This window comes from Pseudomonas sp. GM41(2012), assembly GCF_000282315.2.
GTDB lineage: Bacteria > Pseudomonadota > Gammaproteobacteria > Pseudomonadales > Pseudomonadaceae > Aquipseudomonas.
This window is the reverse complement of sequence record NZ_AKJN02000006.1, coordinates 996,906-1,022,986: the sequence shown is the minus strand read 5'-3', so window position 1 is coordinate 1,022,986 and position 26,081 is coordinate 996,906. Positions and strand designations below refer to the sequence as shown.

The following is a 26,081-nucleotide window of genomic DNA, read 5'->3' as shown; positions in this document are numbered from 1 at the left end:
CCTCGCCACAATGGACCGTTACTTTGCCATTACGCCGATGAAAAGCTCCGACTCCAGAAACCGCTGCAACCAGGCCTGCAAGCGGCGATAGGGCGACTGCCCGAACCACTCGCGATCCACATGGGCGAACTGCCGCACGAACGGCATCAGTGCCACATCCGCCAGGCTCGGATGCTCGGCCAGCAAGTAGTCGCGTCCCTCCAGCAACTCATCGAGTCTGCGCAAAAACACCTCGCCTTCGGCGCGATAAACCGTCATTGGCTGCTCGGGGTATCGCTCGGCGTACTTGTAGCGATTCAGGTGCACCTTGAACACCTGATCATTTTCTTCGATCAACCCGGCGATGTGTTGCTGCCCGACGGGATCATCCTTGAGCAACCAATCCTGCGGATCGTTCTGCGCCAGGGCCCAGTGCATGACCGCCAGGCTTTCATCGATCACCTGACCGTCGACGCTCAGCACCGGCACCGTGCCTTTGCTCGACAGCGCGAGCATTTCGGCAGGTTTGGCCTTCAGGCTGACCTCGACAATGTTCACCGCAACCCCCGAATAGCGCAGGGCCATGCGCGCCCGCATCGCGTAGGGGCAGCGGCGGAAGGAATACAGCGTATTCATTTCACCTCCAGCGTACTCAGGCCGTTGCCCTGACGGCGAACCTGAATCTGCACCGGAATCCGTTCATGCATTTCCTGCACGTGTGAAATCACCGCGACTTTTCGTCCCTGGGCTTGCAAGCCGTCGAGAGCATCCATGGCCAGTTGCAGGGATTCCGGATCGAGGCTGCCGAAGCCTTCGTCGATGAACAACGATTCGATTTTCAGCGTGCTCGATGCCATCGACGCCAAACCGAGCGCCAGGGCCAGCGACACCAGGAACGTCTCGCCGCCGGACAACGAATGCACCGAACGCAGTTCATCACCCATCTCAGTGTCCATCACCAACAACCCGAGCATGCTGCCGCCACGTTTGAGGCGATAGCGCCGCACCAGTTGCCGCAACTGAACGTTGGCGTGATGCACCAGCAGGTCGAGGTTGTAGGCCTGGGCGATCTTGCGGAAGGTGTCGCCCGTGGCCGAACCGATCAGTGCATTCAAACGTGCCCAGCGCTGGTATTCGGTGTAGGCGTCGGCAATCTGCTGCGCGAGGGCCTGATTGGCGTTTTGCCGGCGCTGATCCTCGGCCTGTTCGGCGCGTAGTTCGGCGCAACGGTGTTCGCTGGCGGTGAACTGGTTTTGCAATTCGGCAAGCGCCGTCGCCAGTTGTTCGGCGTCGAGATTGCCGTTGTGTTGTGCCTGGTGATTGAGCAGACGCTGATCGCGCTCCTGCAACAGGACCTTGGTCTGTTCGATGGCTTTTTCGCTTTGCTGCAATTGCCGGCGCAGTTCGCTGACCTGCTGGTCGTCGACACTCAGCAGATCTTCCAGGCCACCGTCATCCAGTTCCGGATGCAATGCGCGCCAGTCGGCAATCTTGCCGCTGAGCTCGCGATCTTCGGTGTCCAGTGCCTGCGAGCGTTCCTGCTGGGCCTTGAGTTCGGCGCCCAGCTGCACCAACCGCGTACGCACGGTTTGCAGTTCCTGATTGGCCGTGGCTTCGGCATTGCGCGCCTGTTCGACGGCTTGATCCAGTTGCTGCTGCCACCGCTCGGCGCTGCTGTGTTCGCCGAGCAATTGCGTGAGTTTTTGCTGGCAGGCCTGTTGCTGGTCGGCGAGGGCGGTGAACTGCAGGCGTGCCGTTTCCAACTGCTGGAGGCGAGTGAGTTGGCGGTCCTGTTCTTTCTCCAGCGTCTGCTGCCGTAGTTGCTGCTCGCTGAGTTCATCGCGTTGCTGATCGAGTTGTTCCAGGCGCTGGCTGATCTGCCGGTCCAACTGCATGAAGGTCGCGGCCGGTTCGTTGCGCAGCGCCTGCAGCGTATCGGCCGGGAGCAGGGTGCTGAACGCCGTCAGTTCCTCGTCCAGACGCTGGCGATCACTGCTCAACTCACGTTGCTGGTTGGTCAGGTGCTGGGTCGCTTGCTGGCTCGTCGCTTCAGCACTACGCAGTTGCTGTTGAAGGCGCGCGGCGTCTTGCTGCAGGGCGAGCAGGGCGGTTTGCCGTAGTTCGTCCTGAGTGATGCTTTGGGTCAACTGGTTGTTTTGCTGCACCAACCAGGCATCGCGTTTGAGCGCATCCTGCGTGAGCAGCTGCGCAGATAACGGGTGTGCTTCAAGGCTTGGTGCCAGGCTCTGTTGCTGAGTCGCGAGGTGTTCTTGTTGTTGCAGCAACTCCTTTTGCTGGGCAATCACGCCGCCCACTTCAGCGCGCAGGTCTGTGAGCTTTTCTTTCAGCAGGTCGACGGCTTTCTGGGCGTTGGCCTGTTCGCTTTCATCATGCCGGCCAAGGCTCTGCAGCAGGGCTTCGGGCTGATGATAGGGATGGTCGGGGCTGCCACAGACCGGGCACGGCTGATCGTCCTGCAACTGCTCGCGCAGTTCTTCGACGCTGGCGCTGCGGGCCAGGCGCTGGCGTTCCAGCAGTTCGCGGGTGACGGTCAGGGTCTGTTCGGCAACGACCAATTCGTTCTTGGCTTTCACACCGTCCTGGGTCAGACGTTCTCGTTCTTGCTGAGCGGTCAACTGGCGCTGCTGGAGTTCGGACGCGCGCTTGTCCAGTTCCTGCTGACTGGCCCACAGGCGCGTCAGCTCTTCAAAGGCCCGCTGCTGCTTGCGATTATCTTGCAACAGACTCCCGAGAATCCGGATCTGCTCGGCCACCGCTTCCGGTTCGGCGCCGGCTTCCTTGTACAGCACTTCAAGGCTCTGACGCTGAGTGGACAGATCCTCGGCAGCGCGAGCGGCGCTTTGTTCAAGGGCGGCCAGTTCGGCCTCGCCCTTGTTCAGGCGATTGCCGATCAACATCAGCTGTTGCAGGCGATCACGGTAGGCGTTCCAGGCATCGCTCAAGGGCGCCAGAGGGGTGCTTTGCTCAAGTTCCCCGGTAATCCGCTGCAAACGTTCGGCGACCTGTTTCTGTTGGTCGAGCAAGCCTTGGATCGTGTTTTGGCCCTGTGTACAGGCCAGTTCTGCCTGCTGCTTGAGCTCGGCACTGAGGCTGGCATCCTTGACCAGACGGGCGAGGGTGCTTTGCTCTTCGAAGGCCTGACGCAGCAGCGGAGCGCTGGTGGTGTGTTGGCTTTGGGCCTCGACCAGCGCGGTCTGCGCAGCGCTGAGGCTGTGTTCGAGTTGCGCCTGGCGCTCGTTCAGCTCGGTTTGCTGTTGGGTATGTTGCTGAACCTGCGCGGCCAGCGGTGTGAGCTGGGCGGTGAGTTCAGTCTTGCGGGCGAACTGATGGCGTTGCGGGGCCAGTTGCTCCAGGCGAGTCAGCTTCAAACGTTCGCCGGCCAGGCCTTCCCAGTGCTGCCGGGCTGATTGCAGCTGCTCGGTGGCGCTCTGTTGTTCGTCCTGCAACTGACGCAAATCCTTGAGCCAGGTGTGTTGCAGTTCCAATTGTTTGAGTTGCGCTTGCTGAGTCTTGAGTTGCTGCTGAGCCTCGTTGAAGCGTTCATCGAGTTCCGCGCGTGCTTCCGGCGACAACGGTGTCACGCCGGTGGCCTGGTCCTGCAGCAGCTTGTGGGTTTCGCGAGCGTCTTTGGTTTTGTCGAACGCCCGGCGACCGAGGCGCGTATACAGCGCGGTGTCGGTGAGTTTTTCCAACAATTCGCTACGTTCGTTGTCGTTGGCCTTGAGGAACGCACTGAATTCGCTTTGAGCCAGCAGCACCGCGCGAGTGAACTGCTCGAAGTTCAGGCCCAGTACGGATTCGAGCTGGGTTTTGAATTCAACTTTCTGACTGGCCAGTAGTTGATCCAGATCGATGTCGCGCAAACTCTGACGACTGGCTTGCAGCTTGCCGCCGGCCTTCTCCCGGGCGCGATTAGCCTCCCAGCGAGCGCGGTAGCGACGGCCATCGATGCCAACGAAATCGACTTCGGCATAACCTTCACCCGTGCCGCGACGCAGCAATGTGCGGGGGTCGCCAGTGCTGATCTCGCCGTCGGCGTCTGGCGCTTTGGCAGACACCTGAGCATTGCTCAGCCGAGGCACAGCACCGAACAGCGCCAGGCACAAGGCGTCAAGCAAGGTGCTTTTACCAGCGCCGGTCGGCCCGGTGATCGCGAACAGACCGGCGCTGGCCAACGGCTCAGCGGTGAAGTCGATTTCAAAAGGCCCGGCCAGTGAGGCGAGGTTTTTCAGGCGGATCGCGAGGATCTTCATGGTTGTTCGCTCTCCATCTGTACGTCTTGCAACAGCTCGGCGAAGTCCTTGAGGGTTTGCTCGTCGACCTCGCTGCCGTAGTTGTCCTGCCAGGCGCGGCTGAACAGTTCCTGAGGTGAGAGCTGATCGAGTTCGATCAAGGTCGTGCCGTCATCCACACCATCGCGGCTGCCATTGCCAGCATATTCAGCGGCGATCCGCACCAGCCGCACGGCTTTGCCTTGCAGGGCGGTTTCCACTTGATAACGCAAGTCGGGTTGCGGCTCATCGAGACGCACGCGAACTTCCAGCCACGGCTGGCGCTGGATATCGGCCAGCAGGTCGATGTTCGGCAAGTCGGCCAGTTGCAGCAGGATTTCCGCCAGTGGCGCGGGACCGATGCGTTGCAGATTCACCGCCCGGGGGATCAGTTTGGGTTCGACGCTGACCAGGGTTTCGCCTTTCAGTGTGATGTCGAGAATCTGGTGCTGATAGCCAATCTCGGAGAACGACAACGGAATCGGCGAGCCGCTGTAGCGGATGCGCTCTTCACCATTGACCTTCTGCGGCTTGTGCAAGTGACCGAGGGCCGCGTAACTGATGCTCGGCCCGAACAGGCTGGCGGGCAGCGCTTCGGCGTTACCGATGATCAGGCTGCGCTCGGAGTCTTCCGACACCGAACCGCCGGCCATGTGCGCGTGGCTGATGGCAATCAGCGCCTGACCCGGTTTGCGCTTGGCATTGGCGGCTTCGATCAGCCATTCGTGTACCTGACCGATACCGCGCAGGTAGTTGTCACCCAAATGCGCGCCAGTCACTTCTGCCGGTCGCAGGAACGGCAGCGCCAGGCACCAGGCGACGGTTTTGCCTTTGGCATCCGGCAATGGCAGCAGCAGGCGCTCGGCGTCGAGTTGACCATCATCCAGCCACAGCACACGACCCAGCGCATGCGTGCGCAAACGCCGCATCAACGGCGCGGGCAGTTCGATCCGCGAACCGGAATCGTGGTTGCCGGCGATCATCACGATGGTCAGCTTCGGTTGTTGTTCATGGGCGCTGACGATGAAGTCGTAGAGGCGTTCCTGGGCTTTGACCGGAGGATTGACCGTGTCGAAGATATCGCCAGCGATCAGCAGCACGTCTGGCTGGTCCAGCTTCAGCTGGCGCAGCAACCATTCGAGAAAGCAGGCGTGTTCGAAATCGCGTTCCTGGCCGTGCAGGTTTTGCCCAAGGTGCCAGTCGGAGGTGTGAAACAGACGCAAGGTGAACTCCGTAGGAAATAAGGTGATGGCCGCGAGGAAAATGATGGCGGCTAAAGGGGAGGGAGTTTACTGGCAAAAGACCGGGGATGCTGAAAGCCTTGAAAGATTGCCTGTCGATTGGGTGGTGCAGCTTCAGTATGGTAGGGGGCAGTCGAACGCTGTTGCGCAGCATCAGGGAGTTTTAATGTTTAAGGAGGCGTCATGACCCAACGATTACTTCAACTTGATCAAGTGTCGTTCAACTTGCCCGACGGGCGCGTTCTGTTCGATCACTTGAACCACACCTTCAGTACCAGGGCCACTGGCATCGTGGGCGCCAATGGTTGTGGCAAGTCCTTGCTTGGCCGGCTCCTGACGGGGGAACAACTGCCCACCAGCGGCATCGTCCGTCGCGAAGGGCGGGTTTATGCCGTGGCGCAGTTACTGGAACCCGAGCGCTATCCCAGCGTTGCCGCGCTGGCCGGGGTCGCCCCTATTCTGGCGGCGCTGGAGCGCATTGCTCAGGGCAGCGTCGACGATGAGGATCATGCGCTGGCGGTCGATCAGTGGGATTGCGCCACACGCCTTGAGGCGGAGCTGCAGCAGATCGGCCTGGGTCATTTGAACGCCGACGCGCGCACCGACGCACTCAGTGGTGGCGAACGGCAACAGGTGGCGCTGCTGGGGGCGTGGTTATCCAGAGCCGACTGGCTCATTCTGGATGAGCCCAGCAACCACCTGGATATTGATCAGCAACACAAGCTTGCGCAGCAGATCGATCGCTGGCCCAACGGCCTGGTGTTGATCAGCCACGACCGGGGCCTTCTGGAGCACGTGAACGAAATTGTCGAGCTTTCACCCTTGGGCCTGGCAGTTTATGGCGGCAACTACAGTCAGTATGCGGCGGCGCGCGAGCAAGAACAGCAGTCGTTCCAGTCGGCATTGCAAGGGGCGCGGGCGCAGGCCAAGCGCGAGCAACGTGAGATGGTTGTGCAGATGGAGCGTCAGCAACGGCGTAATGCGCGCGGTGACCGTCAGGCCCGTGACGGCAATCAGACCAAGCTGATCACCAACGCCCAGAAAGAACGCAGTGAAAACAGTCAGGGAAAATTGCGCCTCAATCAACAGGTGGCCCGGGAGCAGCAACAACAACGGATCGCCGAGGCCCGTGCGCGGTGTGCGCCGGACATTCAACGCATGATGCTGTCTCCGGAAAGCGTAGAGCCCAATGGCAAGCTGATTGTGCAGCTCAACGACGTGATTCTCCCGTTCGGTTACGCGGCGCCGGTCAATCTGACGCTGACGGGGCCTATGCGCATGGCAATCCTTGGCGCCAACGGCAGCGGCAAGTCGACCCTGTTGCGAGTGATCGCCGGCCAACTGCCGGTGCGTGAAGGCGAACTCATCCGCAGTTGCCATGTTGGCTGGCTGGATCAACACGCCGGATTGCAGTACCCCGAACGCACAGCGGTGCAATGGCTCTACGAGAGTAATCCAGAGTTGCCCGAGGCCGAGGCGAGGACCCGGTTGGCGCAGATGGGCATTGATGCGGATCGAGCGATGCTCAAGACCTGTCAGTTGAGCGGCGGCGAACGCCTGAAAATAGCACTGGCTGCGCAGCTGTATGCACAACGCCCCCCGCAATTGCTGTTGCTGGACGAACCGGACAACCATTTGGACTTGCCCAGTAAAATTGCGCTGGAGCAGATGCTCAATCAGTACCAAGGGACATTGATCGTCGTCTCACACGACAGCGCTTTTTTACAGGCCATTCATCTGGACGCCGAGTTCCATCTCGGCAGCGAGCTGTTGGTGTCCGAAACCTGGTGATGGCCGGCGAGGTATTGCCCCGCGCACAGGCGTTGGTATGCCTGCAATAGTGACCTTGGCCTGAGTCACCGTGCTGAATTTTCACCACCAGGCAACTGAAGTGCCTGGTGGTTGGGAATCGTCCACAGGGTCATCACGTGGTAGAGATTGTCGAACATCGTTTCTTGCCAACATTTCCGGAAGTTAAACGTCGCTCGACAACACTTGTTGAAAACGGCTCAAGGTTACTTCCTGCAAGCTACAAAACCTTGCGCCGTTGCCTACGGCTAGGCCAGAATCCGCCGGCTTGTGCGCCTTGGGGGCGGTCGGTAACTTGGTTCCTGTCACTGCCCATCAGTGATCGGGTTTAGCAGCCCGTGGTTTACGAAGCGCATCTGCATCAAGACAGTCAGGCCATTTCATGCCTGCACTTCTTGGTAGCTGTGCGCAGGGCGCTCTCGGGCGCGCCGGTATCGTACTCCCCGGTCTGCTAACCTGCGCACAGCTGCCACCCTTCGTTTAGCAGCGACTCGGTGACGGCTCCAATTTGGAGTACTGAATATGTTCAAGGTCACACCGAACCCACCCGACACCGATCCGGTCTCTCCCTACGAAAGCCCTGATTCAAACAAACTCAACGAAGCCGCCGAGCGCGCCCTCGACCATCACTTCCCGCCAGCCGACCCCAAACCACCAAAACGCAACGGCCAGCTCTTCAGCGTCTGCCCGGGTATCAACCCTGAAACCCTTCTCGCCAATGCCTCGGAAGATTTGCTGTCCATCAGCGCCATCGCCGCCAACCTCGCCGATGATGTGGACGGCTCACGCCGTTCCGTAGCCTTGGCGCTCAGCCGCATGGCTGACGGCGTGCATTTGTTGGTGGAGCGAATGCTGGATCATCTGGATGAACCCGAGATGGCAGCGGTTTTCGCCAAACAACAAAGCAAAGTCAGTTAGCCCACCAAGTAGTAAGCAACCCCGATTGATGTGTTCCTCCCCATCGGGGTTTTTCTCACTAGGGTGCCCAGCACACAGCTGGGAGCACAAAACCAACACAGTTATCTTCCCTGTATCCGGAACACTTGTAGGACGCGTCCGGTTTGGTCTCCTTGGGCTTGAAGTGCCTATCTGCTTCGGTAGTTTGCACAAACACTCTCAATGTTGAGTCGGTGCGGCACGTCGCTTATGGCCGCGCGCTCACGCTTATGGCGGCAACAGACAGGGAGTTCAACCAGATCATGACTACTCGACGCATCAATAAGAAAAGCGCCATCATTTTGATGGCGCTTTATATTTCAAGCAAAGTTCCAAAATGGAACTTTCGGTATCGCAGAAATTTCATACCGGGCTTCAAGATCCCTCCTACATCAATACTTTGGATGCCTTGTTAGCGTGCAAGGCATTTTTGGCGACCTGCTCGGGCCAGGCACGACTCGGGGATCGCGATTTTTCTCTCTCAGCTTAAGGACGAGCTAAAAAAGCAAAAGGATAAGCGCATGTTCGCACCGGCTAATGCTGGCCACTTGGCAGACTCACCTGACTACCACAGCTGCCTGCCCATCGAGCTGCACAGTCAGGCGGAAGCATTTATCCGCTATCTGCACGAGCTACCCAATAAATCCCCGGTCGAATGTCCGCAGTGTGGTCATCCACGCTTCAGACTGGAGACCATGCCAAATCTGCGTCTTCCGTTTTACCGCTGTGCGGCTTGCAATAAAGGCTTTAACTGTCTGTCGAAAAACCCATTTTCGGGGTACGGGCTCATGCACCTGTGGTCCACCTACGGTCAGTACCTCTTGGCGGGTTGGCCTATGCCCAATATCGCCAAAGCGATGGGCATTTCCCCCAGTACCACGTGGCGCTGGATTAAACCTTGCCGTGCGGTAATGGCTAAAGAATTTCCAGTGTTGTACCACTGGTGGTCTGCGCGACAAGATCGAACCGACCTGGAACCGCCGCCGCATATTGCGGCCCAGGCACAGGCGGTCCTGAGTGGGTTAGAGCATTTACTGACGACTCAACAGGCTGTCTGCTCAAGGTGTGGCTCGCTTCAAATGCGGCGCGTCGATGAGCGGCGCCCTAACTTCTACTGTTCTGGCTGCTCAAGCACGTTGAGCTTACTGCGTGGCACGGTGCTGTCCCGGTTGGGTTATCCGGAGCACTGGCTGGGTTTAGCTCAAGGGGTGATCAATGGCGAAAGCGTGGTTGATTTGCAACGCCGCACGGGGCTTTGCGGGACTGCCTGCAAGCGCTGGCAAGTGCGTTTTATCCAGATGCTGGAACAGCAGGGATATACCGAGTTGATCCAGTGGATTACCTGGCTGCGTAGCCGCCGGGTTAAGGAGGTGAGTGATTTTGTGCGTGAAGGCGGGCAATTGAAGGTTGTAACCGGTTCTCGCTATTCCACTGATTCAAATCGGCGGCATTCGGTGCCACCAAAGCGGTTGCGCAAGCAGCACTGACGACATTTCGAGCTACATGGCGGGGACGACATTAAGTGTTCCCACTGTTGTCAGCTAATTGTCCGAACGGCAGCACGAAGGCCCTTTTTCAGAAAATTCCTCACGTCCTGCTGCGCTGGTGGAAGCACCGCCTCCACCCGTGGGAGTTGCCACTGAAAACCAGGCTTTCAAGCGCGTCTCTACAACTCATGTGCCGATCGTTGACTTCGTATTCCATGTAGCCACGAATCGCTTCCCAATGGCTGGTGGCGATGGACGGCCGAAGCAGGGTGATGGCCGAGCGTTTATTGTGGTTGAGGCGCCAGACACCAGGGCCGATGTGCAGGACTAAAAGCCGGTCAGTCGGGTGCAGAAAAATTCGGAAACAACCTACATGAAAAGTGGAGCCCTCCTGCATCTTTAACTGGGGTGACTTGCCAAAGTCGCCGTTTTTAAGAGCGAAGGTCGGCATGAGCAAACCCAGAGTACCGCAGCCATTTCAATTCTCAGAGCTTCTAAGTGTGAGTGCAAAACTCTCTGTTGTGCTGATTTCGTCTTTTATATTAGTCGGGTGCGGAGACGATGAAGCACCTCCTGTTCAATGGTTTATCGATAACCCATCCGAGATAAATCGAGCCCTAATAAGCTGCAACCACTCAACAAAGTACAATCCTATGCCGCATTACACGTGGTGTTCGAATGCAAAACTTGCATCTATCACGATAAGCATGAGGCGACAGGATCTTGAAAAAGAAGAAAGCTTGGCAACTGCAAGAGATACTCCTGAGAACCTTAAAACAATTCATTGGTATGAGGGTAATAGTCATGCACGACAGGCGAAACTCAACGAGTGCAAGATAAGTGCGGGGAATGGAGATGTTGAGTTTGACCGCGGTTGCTTTAAAGCTACTCGAGCCGCAATGAACCAGTATGTAAGGAGCGGACCAGACTTCTTCGGCGGCGAAAGAATGGGTGAGTTGACGCGGATCCTGCGCGCTGTATCTCCACTACCAGCGCCGGTGCCGCCCGACACTCGCCAGCCTCATGCGGCCCGTGGCAATACGCTTGAACATGAGGTTCCGGCGGGCAAGCCACCCCCGGGAATGGAGCCCGTCGTGCTCCATAAACGGGTGGCCAAAGAAGTCGTTGCTCCCAACACTGGCCCTGAGTACAGGGCCATCGATCATCCATGATGCGCCGGTTGTACTCATTACCGACTTCTATCAACGTTTGGATAAGCCGGCTAACGAGCCGCGTTGCTTGCAAAGAAACAACTCTTGTTGCCGGCGTTGAGGCGAATGAGGTGAGTACGAGCAACCCACTCGCTGTTGGCGCTCAAGGTTTGCACGTATCCACCTGGCCAGAACCTTTCATGCACGATGTTTGTCCGCCAAGTTCAATCGCTGCACTTCAGCAAAAATTTCGGTAATCGGGCATCGCGGCTGGCGTTTGTGCAATTGCCGGACCTGCTCGCTCATGCGCAGCAGTTCTTCGCTTGGCTTGGCCCATTGCTCCTTTGGCAACGGCTCGGACCACTGGCGAATTGCCTCGGGCAACGTGTGTTGGCCCATGGCTTTGATGCGCCGGATTTCCCATTCGGTCAGGTAGTTGGGAATCGTCCACAGCGTCATGACGTGGTACAGGTACCAGAAAAATCCCGAGAGCCGATTGCGTGAACCGTCGCGGATTTGCTGGTGCATACGCGCTCGGGCGTTGTGAAAAGTGTGCAAGCCTTCGTGGGGTGGGTCGTCGGGGCCTTGCAAGTCTTGCGGGTCCTGGATGGATTTGAGGTCGTTGACTTCGTATTCCATGTAGCCGCGAATCGCTTCCCAATGGCTGATGGCGATGGGCAGGCCGGTGCAGGGGAATTCGACGCTGGTCAGGATCTCGCCGTGCTGGAAACCGATGCCCATGCCGTATTGGCGGCGGATGCCGTACTGGGTGGCGCTTTGGGCTTCGATGACCCAGGCCGAGAGGGACTCCCAGGGGACGAAGACCGGTTCGGTGGCGTCCTCGGGCATGAAGCAGACTTCACGGCGTTGGCGGTTGAAACGGGTGGGGATGATTTCGGCGCGTTTGTTGTGGTTGTGAAGCCAGACGCAGAGGCCGATGAACAGGGTGCTGAAGCCGGTTACTGCCGCATACCCATAACCTTCGTGGAATATAGCCGTCATTGAGTCCCAGATAGCTTCTCTGCCGTAACCAAAAACAATCCCTAGAAACCCAGTAAATAGAGGGAATAGGAAGGTAATCATGAAGACAAGGGTGAATGGTCCGCCTAATGTCATCTGCCACATAAAGACTTGGGGTGATCCCAAGCCGAAGTCCATGTACACCTCATTCAACTCCCCGATATGAGGGCCATGAGGCGGGAGCGGTATCGGAAGTGGCAACGGCGCGAGATAGGTGATCTTCCCACTTGGAAAGGGTTCGACATCTCCCGCTTTGCGGGATTGCTCAAGGTGCGGCACAGCTATCGGGCTATCAAGGTTTTTGGGCATGGTCGACCGGCTCCAGCAAATGGGTTTCAACCAGTAACAGCGGCGGATGCTCGGCGACTGATTTTGGCGGAAGCGAAGGAAAATGGCCTTCGCCCCGAGGATTGAGATGAATGACGTGGGTGCGAGAGATCCACTCGCGGTTGCGCGCCAAGGTCTGGCCCGATTTGTAGGAGCAAGGCTTGCCCGCGATGACGGCTGTGTGAGCGATGCGGTTCGTCCCGCCAGAACACTTCATGCACGTCGTTTGCCCGTGCTGTCGATCCGATACACCTCGGCGAAAATCTCGGTAATCGGCCGGCGCGGCTGGCGTTTGTGCAGGGCGTGGACCTGTGCGCTCATGCGCAGCAGTTCTTCGCTCGGTTTGGCCCATTGCTCCTTTGGCAACGGCTCGGACCACTGGCGCATCGCCTCGGGCAACGTGTGTTGGCCCATGGCTTTGATGCGCCGGATTTCCCATTCGGTCAGGTAGTTGGGAATCGTCCACAGCGTCATGACGTGGTACAGGTACCAGAAAAATCCCGAGAGCCGATTGCGTGAACCGTCGCGGATTTGCTGGTGCATGCGCGCTCGGGCGTTGTGAAAAGTGTGCAAGCCTTCGTGGGGTGGGTCGTCTGGGCCTTGCAGGTCTAGCGGGTCCTGGATGGATTTGAGGTCGTTGACTTCGTATTCCATGTAGCCGCGAATCGCTTCCCAATGGCTGATGGCGATGGGCAGGCCGGTGCAGGGGAATTCGACACTGGTCAGGATCTCGCCATGCTGGAAACCGATGCCCATGCCGTATTGGCGACGGATGCCGTACTGGGTGGCGCTTTGGGCTTCGATGACCCAGGCCGAAAGGGACTCCCAGGGGACGAAGACCGGTTCGGTGGCGTCTTCGGGCATGAAGCAGACTTCACGACGTTGACGGTTGAAGCGGGTGGGGATGATTTCGGCGCGTTTGTTGTGGTTGTGGAGCCAGACGCCAAGGCAGATGAGCAGTATTAAGGGGCTGACTAAGAGGGCATTTCCACGACCTTCATCAAACATGCCGATCATTGAGTCCCATATATCTTCCCAGCCGTAGCCAAAAATAATCCCTAAAAACCCAGTAAATAGCGGGAACAGAAATATCACTGAGAAGGTGATGCAGAATGGTCCACCCAGTGTCATCTGCCACATAAACACTTGAGGTGATCCCAACCCGAAGTCCATGTACACCTCATTTAACTCCCCTATATGAGGGCCATGAGGTGGCAACGGTGTCGGAAGCGGCAACGGTGCGAGATAGGTGATCCTCCCGCTTGGAAAGGGCTCGACATCTCCGGCTTTGCGCGATTGCTCAAGGTGCGGTGTCGGCACGGGGCTATCAAGGTTTTTGGGCATGGTCGACCGGCTCCAGCAAATGGGTTTCAACCAGTAACAGCGGCGGATGCTCGGTGACTGATTTAGGCGGCAGCGAAGGGAAATGGCCTTCGCCCCTAGGGTTTAAGTGAATGACGTGGGTGCGAGAGATCCACTCGCCTTTGGCGTTCAACGTTTGCACGCACACCCCCAGTTCCAGTGTCTCGACCACAGGCGCCATCGGAGCATTACGATTCAGCGGATATTGCAGGCACACAATCAGCGGGTCTGCTTGCACGACCTGCAGGCTGTCCGTCACTTCATCGCTGATCACATCCTTGCGTTCACGGGCGGTACCGCGGCTGTCGATTGGGCGGAAAAGCCGATGGGCGCCGATACCCAGGCGGTGCGATGGTTTACCGCTCAAGGGGGGCTGGAAGTCGCTCAGTTTCATCCTCGGCAGCGTCAGATGAATATCACTGGGTTTGGCGCGCAAAAACAGGTTCTTCAGCAATGAGTCATGTTTGTTCAAGCCAAGTTGTGCCGAAGGGGCATGAAGCAATTCGCCGAGGTAACGTTGGTACTGATCCAGGGTGTAGTTACCGCGTTCATCATTGTCCAGGCTCCATGGTGTGGTTTTCAGCCATTTGTCATGGGCGCTGATGTTGTAGCGGTTGAACAGCCAGGTGCCGCCCAGTTCCAGTACGGTAAACAAGAAGCCAGCCAGGTTGACCCGGAAAAAGACTGCTGAAAGGCGTGTGCCGGCGGCGGCCCAGGCGGCTGTTCTTGCAGCAGTGCTTTTGGCGATCAATACAGTGGCCCCCGCGTGTATTGTGTGACCAAGGCCAAAGGCATTGACGGCCGTCATGCCCGCAGCACCCAGTGTGGCAAGCGCTGCACTACTCTGCGCTGAGCGGTTGCCGCTACGCGTCGCCTGTTGCCAATTCTGGTGTTGTGTAGATAGGCTGGACCTTGAAGAAAAGAGACCAAAACCGTAGGTAAAAAGACCCAGACCAACATGAATCTTCCCCATCTGCACATGCACATTCTCCAAGGCGTGAGATTGAAGTGCCGCGACCAGCTTTTTGCTGCGTGCCTTCAGCGCAGTGTCTGCCAAGCTTTGAGCGGCAGCGAATCCAGCCGCACCGGTTGAAGTGAGCGCCGCAAAAAAAACGGCCCGTTTCTTTTCGTCCTTGGTCTGGCTCATCATCTCTCGATAAACCACCACCAAATTCACCGCCTGCGCCAAAAACACCAACAACCCAAGCCCTTCGCTCTTGATCAAGTCTGCCTTCGGCACGCTCTGAATCCCCAGCCGAATGTTCTTCAGCAAACTCCTCACTTCCTGCTGCTGCGCCGGTGGAAACACCACGGTCACCCCCGCCCGAGCCGGAGTGGCTCCGTAGGTGCGCACCGACTGATCCGGCAGTTCAGCAATCGGGCTCAGCGCGCCCGCCAGTCGGCCTTCAAGTTGCGTCAGCTGTGCACGCACGCGAACGATCTCGGTCTGCAACTCAACCGCACGCGGACTTTTGTGTCCCGGCAGGTTTTTGTTGTGGGTAAGCCGGTTGCGCTCACTGGTCAAACTCTTTTGGTAAGCGCGCTCCCTGAGCACGTCCTTGATGTCGGTTTGCAGCGCCGCGTGTTCCGCCGGAGTGGCGACGGTGAAGGTCACCCCGGTGGTTTTTGCCGCGTCGAGGATCCGTGCCGGCAGCGCTTTGGGCAGATGGCGGAACAGTTCGTCGAGGTCGGGGACTTTCCCACCCGCCAGATCGAAGCCTTCCAGCGCGCGGCTCAGGCCCAGGTTCAACGCTGGACTGTAGCTGTGTTGCACCGCGTCGGCCATGGCGCGGGTGTGTTCGGGCAAATCGTCGAGGGCTGGCAGGTGCGGTTGTTCGATTTTTCGCAGGGCTTCCAACCAATGGGGCAGCTTGCTTAAAAGGCCGACACCCGCATTGGACAACAGGCTGTATTGCACCAGCAGCTCAGGCCTGACGCGCAGCGGCAAGGTATAGAACGGGGACCGCGTCAACTCCGGGTGTTGCTCCAGATAGCCCAGCATTTTTTCGCTGGCGTGGTCGCTGCGGCAGATGTCTTTGACGCAGGCATATTCGGCAGCGAAGACCTCGGCCAATTGCTGCGGCTCGTGCGCGTCGTAGTACCAGGCCGAGCGATGGTAACGCCCGGCACATACCAGCATCGTACGGTCAGCGGTGATGCGTTCGAGCAAGCGGTTCCAGCGCCCGAGGTCTGCGCGGTGCTGAAACAACGTGTCGTCCATGGCAGGGCGGTCGATGAAATCGTTGATCCCGCGTTTGCCCGTGAAACCGGAGCCCTCGATCACGTCCTCAATGCGTTTGTTTTGCTCCTTGCCGAGCTTGATCAGGGTGTTGAGGTGCTGCTCAACGAAGTCGGTGGGGGCCATCGCAAAGTGCTGGCGGGTGTAGTAACTGCGGTCCGCGTCTTCAATGGCGCGCTTGTGTGCAGTGATGTCTGGAGTACCCCCCTGATACTTGAGCATCTCTTGGACTTCGGCTTGGGCTTCCTTGCGCAGCTGCACCAGCTCCGGGGGGGCTGGTACGTCGACAGGCTCGACCTTGCCGCCCTTGTTCAGGTAATCCAGCAAGGCTTTGCGCGTGTGTTCCCGCGTTGGTTCAGGCAACTGTTGCAGATCGACGAGCAGCGCATTGACCGCCGGGTCGTCGCTGGCGTCGGCCAGGTTGCCGATATCCGCCGGACTGAGCCGGCTCAGGGATTCGATGTAGCACGCCAGCAAGTAATCGCGTTCGTTGTTATCGGTGTTGCTCCAGTCGTCGACCCAGCCGACCACGGTGTCTTGATACTCGGCCAGATCGCGCAATACGCCGAGGTCGTCCGGCACCACGAGGAACAGCGTGTCGTCCTGATAAGCCGGGCGCACCCGCCCGAGCAACTCGCCGATGTGCGCCTCGCGAAAGCGCCCTGGCTGCTCCCACAGATAGGGTTCAGTTTCGTGCTCGGGGACGTCGCTGACGTGCACCGTCGGCAATAGATCGGCGTCCGGTGGCGACGCCGCTTCCAACTCGGTGCGCTCTTGGGCGGCTAACGCCTGCCGGGCCGGAACCGTCGCAATCTCTGCCAGCCACTGTTTGCCTTGCGCGACCGTCAGCAGGTGTTCGCCGCCGGTTTGGCAATGCACCGGGCCGAGGTCGACGGCCTGCATGAAGTGGTTACGCTCGGCTCGGCTGGCGAGCACTTGCGTGCATTTGGCCGCTGTCCACTGCACTTCGGCGAAGGTCACATGCAGGGTGCTGCGTCTTGAAAAAACCAGTGCGGGGCGTTCTTCGATGGGCGTGCGCAGATCGCCGGCAACCTTGGCGCCCTTGTGCAGCAAGGCGCTGATCAATCCGTTGAGCACTTGGTATTCGTGCAGGTGGCCGGTGACGCTGTCGATGACGTACAACCAGCCATCGCGCAGCAGGCGAATGCCCAGCGGGCGGGTCGTCAGGGCATAGGGCAGCTTCAGTTCGGCACTCGGATCGAGGGGCTTTTCCACCAGCCCGTAACGCAAGGGCAACAACTGCACGTGGGTTTGCCGCAGAGGGCAGGCACCCAGAGAGCCGATGGGGGATTTGGATGCCGCTGCTGCGGCGAGGTCGGCAGAGTGTGGCTTGTTCATGGACGACCTCTTTCATTTGCCCATTGGCGGGCCAGGTCAGCGGCCAGTACGATGCGCTCGCCGATGGGTTGCAGGGAGGGGCTATGCAGCAATCGATTGATCTCGGGATGCTGACCTAGGGGAGATCCGTCCAGCCGGGCCATGACGTTGGCGTAATAAAACAATTCGGACTGGCTGCTCAAACCCAGCGTGCTGGCCTCGGCCTCCACTTGTTCGAGCATTGGCCAACGCTGGGCCACGGTTTCACCGCCATAACGTTCGGGAAAGTGAGCGAGCAGATGAGCGTCGAGTTCGAGCAGTACGCGGCGCCGGTCAGCGTGGTCCAGCGCCGCATTTTGTTCAGGGCTCAGGCGATAAGGCGTCGGCAGGTCAGGACGCTCGGACGACCGGGGTTGGTGGCGATGCCAATTCGCGCCGACGCTATCGGCCGTTACCGCACAGGACAGTGGACCAAACAAACGCTGATCGCCGTTGCCGAACAAGGCGCGCGCCACGGCGGCATCGGCCAGTCGCAAAATCACCGGCAGGCCCTCTGGCATTTCAACCGTCAGCAGTTTGCGCAAATGCTGAGCAACGCCATGCGCAGGCTCGGGGCTGAACAACAGCACGCCCCACTCTTCATGCGCTTGTTGCAGATAGAACTGAAAGATCGGCTCGTCAGGTTGATCGATCGCCACCAACAGCGGCGAGATATCCTGCAGTGCAGTGAATGGCGCACTGTCATACAGCGCAACAGTGCTTGCGCCCGGACTGAGTTGTTTCAAGCGCTCCGGCAAATCGCTCAAGGTCGCACCGTCCAGCAACAGGAAAGCCTGTTGCTCGCTCCATGGCAGGTCTTCAGGCAGAGAGGTCGAGAGGCTCATGCTTGGGCGGCCTCACAAATCAGGCATCGCGAGGCGCGGGTTGAAATCAACGCATGGCGTTGCTGAACCGCATCGAATGTCACTTTCAACAGAGGCAAGGCACCCGGCATCAGAGGCACCGCTGGCATACCCACGGCCGGGGCACCGCCCTCTAGAATCGGCACGCTGCTGAAAATGCCTTCCGGCCCCAGCGTCAACCACTGGCCGCCAGCCTTGATCGTCAGGTGCGTTCCGCCATCAATGACGATTTGTTGCCCGGCACTCAGGTGAATCTGTTGCGTGGCGCTGAGTCGCTGGCTGGCAACGCGGATATGTTGATCGCCATGGACCAACAGGTGATCGTCCTGCTTGAGTTCAGTCAAACGGTTGCCGTGGGTCAGGTGATGTTCTTCACTGCGCAGATCGTGACTGGCGATGCCACCGATGATCACGGTTCGCTGGTTGTCGACTTGAATGCGTTCGTCGTTGAGGACGAGCTGGACGAAATCACGCTGAGCACGCAGGGCAATCTCCTCGGCGCCCTTTTTGTCTTCGATGCGCAACTCGTTGTAACCGCCGCCACCGGGGCTGCTCTGGCTGCGGAAAATGCTGCGGGTGTGCTCGACAGGCAAATCGAGCGGGACTGGAGTTGAGGCGTTTGGCAGACAGTTGAGGATAAAAGGTTTGTCAGGGTCGCCATCAGTGAACCCCACCAGCACTTCCATGCCGACCCGGGGGATCTGGACGCTGCCATAACGGTCATGGGCCCAACCGGTAGCGACCCGAAGCCAGCCGCTCGATTGTTCGTTGTGCTGCCCCTCTCGGTCCCACGGCAGTTGAACCTTTACCCGACCGTATTCGTCGCAGTAGATCTCTTCGCCGGGCGGGCCTGTGACGATGGCGTGCTGGTTGCCCGTTATTCGCGGCTTGGCGTGTTCAAGGGCCGGCCTGAACAGGACGTCCCAAGGTGTCGCGACGAAGTGGTTACGGTAGCCCTGACTGAAACCGTCCTGCGGACTGGCATCGGTGATCGACTCCTCAAGCACTTGGGGTTGCAGGCCAACATGTTTGACTTCAGTCAGAAGCCACAGGCCATTCCAGTCAGCGCGTGGGTGTTCCGTCATCTCGACAAAATGGCCGCTGCGCATCGCACTTTCGTCACTACGTCCATCGGCTTGCCGGTAATCGGCCCGGTGGCGTTCCAGTGCCCGATTGGCCAAATGTTTACCGCGCTCACGATGGGTGAACTGACCTGGGAAACCATAATCCTCAAGGTGCGGCAGCAGCGGGTTTTTGGCCTCGCTTTCCAGTTCCAGACGCGGCTTCTCGAAGTCGTAATCACGACGGCTGACGTGGGTCGGGCGGGTTTCCAGTCGCAGTTTGAAACGGTCAATCACCGGCGCTTCGGCGACCATGCCGCTGCCTGGCCGGTACGCGGTTGACTGGGAGGGTTGCGAAAAGCTGGTTTGATCGTCGCCGAACACCAGCACATGTCCGTCGGGACTGTGCTCAAAATGAAAGTGCAGACCTTCTTCCTCGCACAACCTTTGCAGGAAATGCAGGTCAGCCTCGTACTGCACGCAATAGAGCCGAGGCCGGTACTCGGCGCTTAGTTCGAAGCGCCAACCATCGGCCTGCATTCCTTGGTCTTTCAGTACTTTTTCAATGATCTGCGGCACGCTCAGGTGCTGAAAAATACGCTGATTGTGGCAGTGGGTGAGGTAGGCGAGCCGGGGCACCAGAGTCATCTGATAGCGGGTCAGGCGTTTGCCGGAATCGCCTTGGGCGATTTGATAGACCTGCCCGTGAATGCCGGCGCCGTCAGGACCGAAGCGCAGAAACGCCGGGCGATGCAGCAGAGACTCGAGGTCCAGGTCGGGGCGTTCGCTGACCAGTTCGAGTTTGACTTGGTAGGGTTGGTTGAGCCTTTCCTTGGCGCGGAATTCGAGTACCTGAAGATCGTGGGGAAAACCTTCAATGTCGAGTTTGAAAACGACCTGCTTGGCATCGCTGAGCATCCACATGTCCCTGTGTCTGTTGAAGACACGGGACTTTGCGTGGATCTACCAATTGGCGCAGTCAGACGAATCGATATCCTTTGTAGGACATATCCGTGAAGCAGAATCGCAGCTGGGATGGCGACCTTTTCTGACAGTTACTTCGGATAAAGCGGTGGCAGGCCACTGTCGCCCACCGGGTCCTGAACCCGTTCGGCAATCGGAATCGCCTTGATCGCCCGCCACAAGTCTTCACCTTGCCAATGCTGGCCGGTTTCGCTGTAGAGCGCGCCGTTCAAGCCGTCGAGGGCGTCGGACAACGGCACAAACCGCGCCGCCATATCGGCCAGGGTTTCCGGTTGTTGTCGGGCCCAGGCGTCGAGGGCCTGGCGGGTGGCGTGGGAATCGTTGGCCTGACAGGCGCGCTTGAGATCGTCGAGCACGGTGCGCGGGCTTGGACCGGTCTGCGCCGCGCGCAGGATCGCCGGTTGCCAGCGGGCGCGCCACCAGAGACCGAAGCCCAGCAGGGTGGTGCAGGCCAGGATCAGGCTGCTGAGTTTCCACCACCAGAGGGCTTCGTTGTCAGCCGCGGAAAAGACTTGAGGCATGCCGGCCGGGGTGTCGACCATCAGGCTCGGATTGTTCGCCACTGGCAGGGTTTGAGCCGGCAGGCTGCTGTGATCCAGGTGGTCTTCGAAGGTGTTCCACCAGATCACTTCAACCGCTGGCAACTCGATTGCGCCGGCACGCGTTGGCACCAGGGCTTCACGGTCTTCGCGACTGCCGATCAGGCCTCGCTCGCTGTTCTGGTTGCCCAGCACCGGTTGATCCGGGTAGCGCCGCAAGCCGTTGACGTCGGTGGCGGGCAGCGGTGGCAATTGCGAACTGTCCAGGCCTTCAGCTTTCACCGTCAGGCTGCGGGTCAACGAATCACCCACCTGCGCATGATCCGGTTCCGGGTTCCAGCTTTCGCTCAGGCTGAGGCTGCGGGCCGGCAGCCATGGCACGTCGGCCGGGTAGGTGATGGGTTTGGCCTTGACCGTCAGCAGAATCTCGGCGGAGCTGACCCGCATCAATTTGCCGGATTTCGGTGCCTGCGCGGCGGCGTCCTTGGCGGGTTGTGCGTCCACCAGTGCGGCGTTGAATATCTGCGGCGGAATGATCAACTCACCGCTGTGTTGCGGGTAGATCGCGTAGCGCATCTCGATCACGCCGTGGCGCAGGCCATTGATGTCTTTCTCGTAGGTGCGCGCCTCGCCCAGTTGCTCAATGCGCACATCGGGGATTTGCAAAGGGGGCAGGCTGCTGTCGTCGTACAGCGACACCGAATGGTAGATGCGCAAGGTCAGGATCGCCTGGGCTTGTACGTACACGCTGTTTTGATCGAGGCTGGCGTCGATGAACACCGGGTCCCGTTGGGTCGGGCTGTCCTGGGTTTCGGTCTCGACCACTTGCACGGTGATCGGCTGGCTCTGCACGTCACCCAGTTGCAGTGACGGAATCACCACGCTGCCGTTTTGCCGAGGCAGCAGGGTGATGATCCAGCGGGTGGTCGCACGATTGTCGCCGTTCAGGGTGGTCAACTGGTTGACCTGACGGGTGCCGCGCACGTCGAACAGCGGCTCCAGCGGTGTCAGGTCAGGCTTGCCGAACTGCGTCACGTCGTTGGATTCCAGGGTCAGTTCAATCGTCTCGCCGCTGTTCAGGCGACTGCGATCCACACTGGCGACCAGCCCCGCAGCTTGGGCCTGAGCAGTGCAGATCAACAGTGCGAGCAAGAAAGTGGTGAAGCGGGTCATCGAGTTTTTCCCTGATCCTGATGTTGTTGCTGTTCGTACCAGAATTTGCGCCTGAGCAATTCACCCGGGTCATCCGGGATCTTGCGCAGCCATTGTTCCAGCGCCTGGCGCTGTTCGCCGTCGATGCTGTCGCTGGCCGGGCGCATCGGTGGGCGGGTGCTGTCTTCATCCCCCAGCTCGCTGCCTGGGACTTCATTGGTGCCGGGTTTCGACGGCGTTTTGCTCTGTTGGTCGGAGTCCGTCGTGGTTTGTTGGCCGTCGGTTTTCGGTTCGCCCTTATCCGACGGTTGCGTGGCCGCGCCCGGCGGCGGTTCTTGCGTGGGGGGCTCGGTCTGGTTGCCGGCGTTTTTGTCCGGATCAACGGGCGGTGGAGTGTTTTTCTGCTTGAGCAGAGTTTCCACCAGTGCTTTGTTGGTCAGGGCCGGACGCAAATCCGGTTGACGCTCCAGCGCCTGCTCGTAGGCATCCAGCGCGGCTTCCAGCTCACCGCTTTTGGCCAGGGCGTTGCCACGATTGTAGTGGGCGTGGGCGTCGCTGCCTTCGGCGAACCGCTGGGCGGCGCCGCTGTAGTCGCCTGCCTCGTAGAGCGCGACACCTTGCCATTGTCGATCTTCGAAATGCTGCGCCGCCTCGGCCGGGTGCTTTTGCTTGAGCAAGATCAGACCCTGTTGGTCGGGCCGCAGCCACAAATCGTTGAAGTCGAAGGCATAACTCGGTTGTGGCAGCAAAAACAGCAGTGGCAAGCAGAACAGCCAGCCGCGACGACCGGCGCACGCCGCCAGCAGCAACAACGGCAACAACAGCCAGTAACCCTGATCGGCCCACGTATCGAGGCGCAGGGTATGGCCGTCGTTGCGCAACGCGCGTGGTCCCTCGAGCAAACCGAGTGCGCGCAAGTCGGCATCGTCCAGGCGCGCGTGGCGATAGCTTCCGCCCAGGTCGTTGGCAAAGGCTTTCAGGCTTGGCTCGTCCAGATGTGGCACCAGAATCGCGCCCTGGTCGTCCTTCAGAAAACTGCCGTCCTCCTGGGTGATCGGCGCGCCTTCGGCAGTGCCGATACCGAGCATCAGAAATTGTGTCGACTTGCCGTCCAGCGCCTGCTGAATCCCCTGGCGTTCCAGTTCGGTCAAGGTCGAACCGATTAGCAGGATCCGCCCGTCGCCGAGGGCGCCCTGTTCCAGCAGGGCAAGGGCCTTGGTCACCGCCAGGTCGGCGCGATGTCCCGCTTGGGGCATCAGCGAAGGCTTGAGGGCATCCAATAGATTGCGGCTGGTCGACAGGTCATCCGACAGCGGCACCAGCGTGTGAGCACTGCCGGCGTAGACGACAATCGCGGTCTGGGCATCGCTGCGGTTCTCCAGCAGGTCGAACAGCTTGCGCCGGGCCTGTTCCAGCCGGTTGGGCGGTACGTCGGTGGCGAGCATTTCCGGGGTCAGCTCAAGGACCACGACCAGCGGGTCGGCGGGTTTCTGGCTGGCTTGCTCGACACGTTCCCAGCTCGGTCCGAGCAGCGCCAGAACGGTCAGCACCCAGGCACATCCAAGGATGACCCACGGCAATTTGCTGTCGCGACCGCTGCCACCACTGAGCAGCGCGGCATGGAAGGCCGGTGGCAGAATCATCTGCCAGCGCCCGGCGCGTTTCTGCCGATGCCAGAGTTGCCAGAGCAACCAGCCAAGCAATGGCAACAACAGCAACCACCAGGGACGGAACAAGTACGGCCAGAGCGCACTCATCGGCGCCTCCGCAGACGCAGGCGTTTAAGCCGCTGGCGCCAGTCGGGCAGTTGCGTTTGCAGAAGGTCCTTGGTGAACAGGCGCCGCAACGGGTTATCCGGCCAGCGCTCGCGAACCACCAACAGCATGCTCAGCAGCAACGCCAGCGCCAAAGGCCAGTGGTACAACGCCTGAGCCGGGCGGGCCTGAGTCGGTTGCTGGGTCACCGGTTCCAGTTGGTCGAGGGTGTCCTTGATCGCTTGCAGTTCCTTGTCATCGTGGGCGCGAAAATACTGGCCGCCCGTGGCTTCGGCGATCGCCATCAAGGAGGGTTCGTCGAGGTCCAGGCTCGGGTTGACCCCCAGGAAACCCAAGGTGCCGCTTTGCTCCGGATCGGCGCCGATACCGATCGGGTAGATTTTCACGCCTTCGCTGGCTGCCAGCCGCGCAGCCGTGAGCGGGTCGATTTGGCCGCCATTGTTGGCACCGTCAGTGACCAGAATCAGTACGCGACTTTGTGCCGGGCGTTGGCGCAGGCGTTTGAGGGCCAGACCGATGGCATCGCCGATGGCGGTGTTCTTGCCAGCGATGCCGATCCGCGCCTCGTCGAGCCACACGCGCACCGTGTGCCGGTCGAACGTCAGCGGTGCTTGCAGATACGCCTGGCTGCCGAACAGGATCAGGCCGACGCGATCGCCGTCGCGACTTTCAAGGAAGTCACCGAGCAAGTGCTGAACCAGGGTGAGTCGACTGACTTCTTCGTCCTGCCACTGCATGTCGGGGAAATCCATCGAGCCAGACACGTCGACCGCTACCAGCAGATCGCGACCGCTGGCAGCGATGGGCAGCGGTTCGCCAAGCCATTGCGGGCGCGCCGCGGCGATCAGTAGCAACAGCCACAGCAGAATGAATGGTGCCTGTTGGCGCCAGGCCGGCAGGTTGGCCCGGGCGCGGCGGCGGACGAGGCCTTCGAGGTCGCCGAGGAAGCTGACTTTGAGCGCCGGTTCGCCACTGTCGGCGACAGGCAGCACGATGCGCATCAGCCAGGGCAGCGGCAACAGGGCAAAGATCCACGGCCAGGCGAACTCAAACATGTTTACGAATCCAGGTGTCGACCGCTTGAGTCAGGCCGGCGATGGCCTTGTCGTCGAGTTTGCATTCGGGTTTGTAGGCGCCTTCGACCAGCACCATCCAGCGGGTCAGGCCGGCGGCCGGGCAACGATTGTCGAGGAATGCCAGCCATTTGCGCCCATTGAGGGTGTGGCTCTGGCTGTAGGGGTAATGGTTGCGGCACAGGCGTTTGAGCAAACCGTTGAGTTGCTGCAACCAGGCACCGGCCGGAGCGCCGTCGTAGGGTTTGGGCATCCGCGCGAGTTCTGCCAGCGCGGCGAGGCGCACCGGGTCCAGCGGTTGTTCGGCGCGCACGATCGGGCGCTTGTTCGCAAGGAAGTGTCTTGCCTTCCACAGACCAAAACCGATGAGCGGCAGTAACAACAGCAATAGCCACCAGCCTGGTGCCGGTGGCCAGAATTCGATGGGTGGCGGGGAGATCAGCGGTTGCAGTTGATCGAGGCTGCTCATCGGCCTTTCCCCGGTTTCTGCGGGTTCAGGTATTCGCGCAATTGTTCAACCATCTCGCTCTGGGTGCTCAGGGGCATCAGCAATACCCGCAGCTTCTGTGCCAGCAATTCCCAGCGAGCGAGGCGTGCTTCGGCCTGGGCGCGATAGGTCTGGCGCAGCTCGAAATTCAGGGTGTCGAGTTCCAGTTGAGCACCGCGTTCGGCGAAGCGTAAAAGTCCGGCGGCGGGCAGGGCGTGATCCAGCGGATCGGATACCGGCAGCAACAATAGATCGCAATGCCGCGACAACAGGCTCAGCTGTTGTTCGGCGCCCTCGGTCAGGGTGCGTTCGTCGCAGATGATGATCACCAGGCTGCCGGGACGCAGTACTTCCCGGGCGCGACGCAGGGCAATGTTGAAGGCGTCCCGGTCCGGCTCGTTTTCCGTGTGCAGCGACTGATTGACCCGCACCAGACGGTTGAGCAATTGCAGCAGGCTCTGTTTGCTGCGTCGTGGCTTGATTTCATAGTGCTCGTTGTTGCCGAACACCAGTCCGCCGACCCGATCGTTATGACCCAGTGCGGCCCAGCCGATCAGGCTCGCGGCCTGGGCGGCGAGCACCGATTTGAACATCAGCCCCGAGCCGAAAAACAGCCGGCGACTTTGCTCGACCATGATGAAAATCGGCCGCTCGCGCTCTTCATGGAACAGCTTGGTGTGGGGTTCCTGGGTGCGGGCGGTGACGCGCCAGTCGATGCTTCGCACGTCATCGCCGGCCTGATAAACCCGCACCTGATCGAAGTCCACCCCGCGCCCGCGCAGTTTGGAGTGGTGCAGGCCGATCAGCGGGCTGCGCTGGCTCGGTGTGGAAAACAGTTGCACTTCACGCACGCGATGGCGCATCTCGATCAGCTCGGCGAGGCTGACACGGATGCCCGGCTCGGGCGGCAGGATGACGTTCATCGGG

17 protein-coding genes are annotated in these 26,081 nt (G+C 59.8%); 4 read left to right on the top strand and 13 right to left on the bottom strand.

Features of this window, described 5'->3' with window-relative positions:
- Positions 1-18: 18 nt before the first annotated feature.
- Genes PMI27_RS21270 through PMI27_RS21280 form a run of 3 tightly spaced genes read right to left on the bottom strand, consistent with a single transcriptional unit; the run spans position 19 to position 5,494 of the window.
- Positions 19-615 carry a glutathione S-transferase gene (locus PMI27_RS21270; protein ID WP_008157053.1) on the bottom strand — a complete coding sequence of 199 codons (597 nt, stop codon included), beginning with the start codon at positions 613-615 and terminating at the stop codon, positions 19-21.
- Entirely contained in the window at positions 612-4,253 is a 3,642-nt protein-coding gene (locus tag PMI27_RS21275) for an AAA family ATPase (RefSeq protein WP_008157054.1), read from the bottom strand. Before PMI27_RS21275 ends, PMI27_RS21270 begins: the two co-directional genes overlap by 4 nt.
- The gene (locus PMI27_RS21280) at positions 4,250-5,494 is read right to left on the bottom strand and encodes an exonuclease SbcCD subunit D C-terminal domain-containing protein (protein ID WP_008157056.1); all 1,245 of its coding nucleotides are present in this window, start codon (positions 5,492-5,494) and stop codon (positions 4,250-4,252) included. Before PMI27_RS21280 ends, PMI27_RS21275 begins: the two co-directional genes overlap by 4 nt.
- Before the next feature lie 201 nt (positions 5,495-5,695).
- Here PMI27_RS21280 and PMI27_RS21290 point away from each other — a divergent pair, with 201 nt between their 5' ends.
- The 4 genes from PMI27_RS21290 to PMI27_RS31170 all read left to right on the top strand — a co-directional run bounded on the left by PMI27_RS21290 (position 5,696) and on the right by PMI27_RS31170 (position 10,916).
- The gene (locus PMI27_RS21290; protein WP_008157069.1) at positions 5,696-7,303 is read left to right on the top strand and encodes an ABC-F family ATP-binding cassette domain-containing protein; all 1,608 of its coding nucleotides are present in this window, start codon (positions 5,696-5,698) and stop codon (positions 7,301-7,303) included.
- A gap of 540 nt (positions 7,304-7,843) precedes the next feature.
- Positions 7,844-8,239 (top strand): DUF6124 family protein, encoded by a 396-nt coding sequence (locus PMI27_RS21295; protein ID WP_024164548.1) that lies wholly within the window; start codon positions 7,844-7,846, stop codon positions 8,237-8,239.
- 539 nt (positions 8,240-8,778) lie between these two features.
- Complete coding sequence (locus PMI27_RS31175) at positions 8,779-9,744, top strand: helix-turn-helix domain-containing protein (RefSeq protein ID WP_008154368.1); 966 nt, start codon at positions 8,779-8,781, stop codon at positions 9,742-9,744.
- Between the two features lie 449 nt (positions 9,745-10,193).
- A complete protein-coding gene (locus tag PMI27_RS31170) occupies positions 10,194-10,916 on the top strand; it encodes a hypothetical protein (RefSeq protein WP_008154366.1) in 723 nt (240 codons plus the stop codon).
- A 177-nt stretch (positions 10,917-11,093) separates the two neighbouring features.
- Here PMI27_RS31170 and PMI27_RS21300 read toward each other — a convergent pair whose 3' ends face one another.
- The 10 genes from PMI27_RS21300 to PMI27_RS21350 form a co-directional block, all read right to left on the bottom strand.
- Positions 11,094-11,897, bottom strand: a complete 804-nt coding sequence (locus PMI27_RS21300; protein WP_238545889.1) for a hypothetical protein — start codon at positions 11,895-11,897, stop codon at positions 11,094-11,096.
- Between the two features lie 558 nt (positions 11,898-12,455).
- Positions 12,456-13,259 (bottom strand): hypothetical protein, encoded by an 804-nt coding sequence (locus tag PMI27_RS21310; protein WP_238545888.1) that lies wholly within the window; start codon positions 13,257-13,259, stop codon positions 12,456-12,458.
- A 310-nt stretch (positions 13,260-13,569) separates the two neighbouring features.
- Positions 13,570-17,202: a toxin VasX gene (locus PMI27_RS21315; protein ID WP_008150783.1), complete on the bottom strand. Its 3,633-nt coding sequence runs from the start codon at positions 17,200-17,202 to the stop codon at positions 13,570-13,572.
- Positions 17,199-18,065 carry a DUF4123 domain-containing protein gene (locus PMI27_RS21320; protein WP_008150784.1) on the bottom strand — a complete coding sequence of 289 codons (867 nt, stop codon included), beginning with the start codon at positions 18,063-18,065 and terminating at the stop codon, positions 17,199-17,201. The genes PMI27_RS21315 and PMI27_RS21320 overlap by 4 nt, the downstream gene beginning before the upstream one ends.
- Positions 18,062-20,062 (bottom strand): type VI secretion system Vgr family protein, encoded by a 2,001-nt coding sequence (locus tag PMI27_RS21325; RefSeq protein WP_008150787.1) that lies wholly within the window; start codon positions 20,060-20,062, stop codon positions 18,062-18,064. The genes PMI27_RS21320 and PMI27_RS21325 overlap by 4 nt, the downstream gene beginning before the upstream one ends.
- 137 nt (positions 20,063-20,199) lie before the next feature.
- Positions 20,200-21,840: a BatD family protein gene (locus PMI27_RS21330; protein WP_008150789.1), complete on the bottom strand. Its 1,641-nt coding sequence runs from the start codon at positions 21,838-21,840 to the stop codon at positions 20,200-20,202.
- A complete protein-coding gene (locus PMI27_RS21335) occupies positions 21,837-23,576 on the bottom strand; it encodes a tetratricopeptide repeat protein (protein WP_008150791.1) in 1,740 nt (579 codons plus the stop codon). The genes PMI27_RS21330 and PMI27_RS21335 overlap by 4 nt, the downstream gene beginning before the upstream one ends.
- On the bottom strand, positions 23,573-24,649 hold the full coding sequence (locus tag PMI27_RS21340) for a vWA domain-containing protein (protein ID WP_008150793.1): 1,077 nt from the start codon (positions 24,647-24,649) through the stop codon (positions 23,573-23,575). Before PMI27_RS21340 ends, PMI27_RS21335 begins: the two co-directional genes overlap by 4 nt.
- Positions 24,642-25,136, bottom strand: coding sequence for a DUF4381 domain-containing protein (locus tag PMI27_RS21345; RefSeq protein WP_008150795.1), 495 nt, complete (start codon positions 25,134-25,136; stop codon positions 24,642-24,644). The genes PMI27_RS21340 and PMI27_RS21345 overlap by 8 nt, the downstream gene beginning before the upstream one ends.
- Positions 25,133-26,077 (bottom strand): DUF58 domain-containing protein, encoded by a 945-nt coding sequence (locus tag PMI27_RS21350; RefSeq protein WP_008150798.1) that lies wholly within the window; start codon positions 26,075-26,077, stop codon positions 25,133-25,135. Before PMI27_RS21350 ends, PMI27_RS21345 begins: the two co-directional genes overlap by 4 nt.
- Between the last annotated feature and the right edge of the window lie 4 nt (positions 26,078-26,081).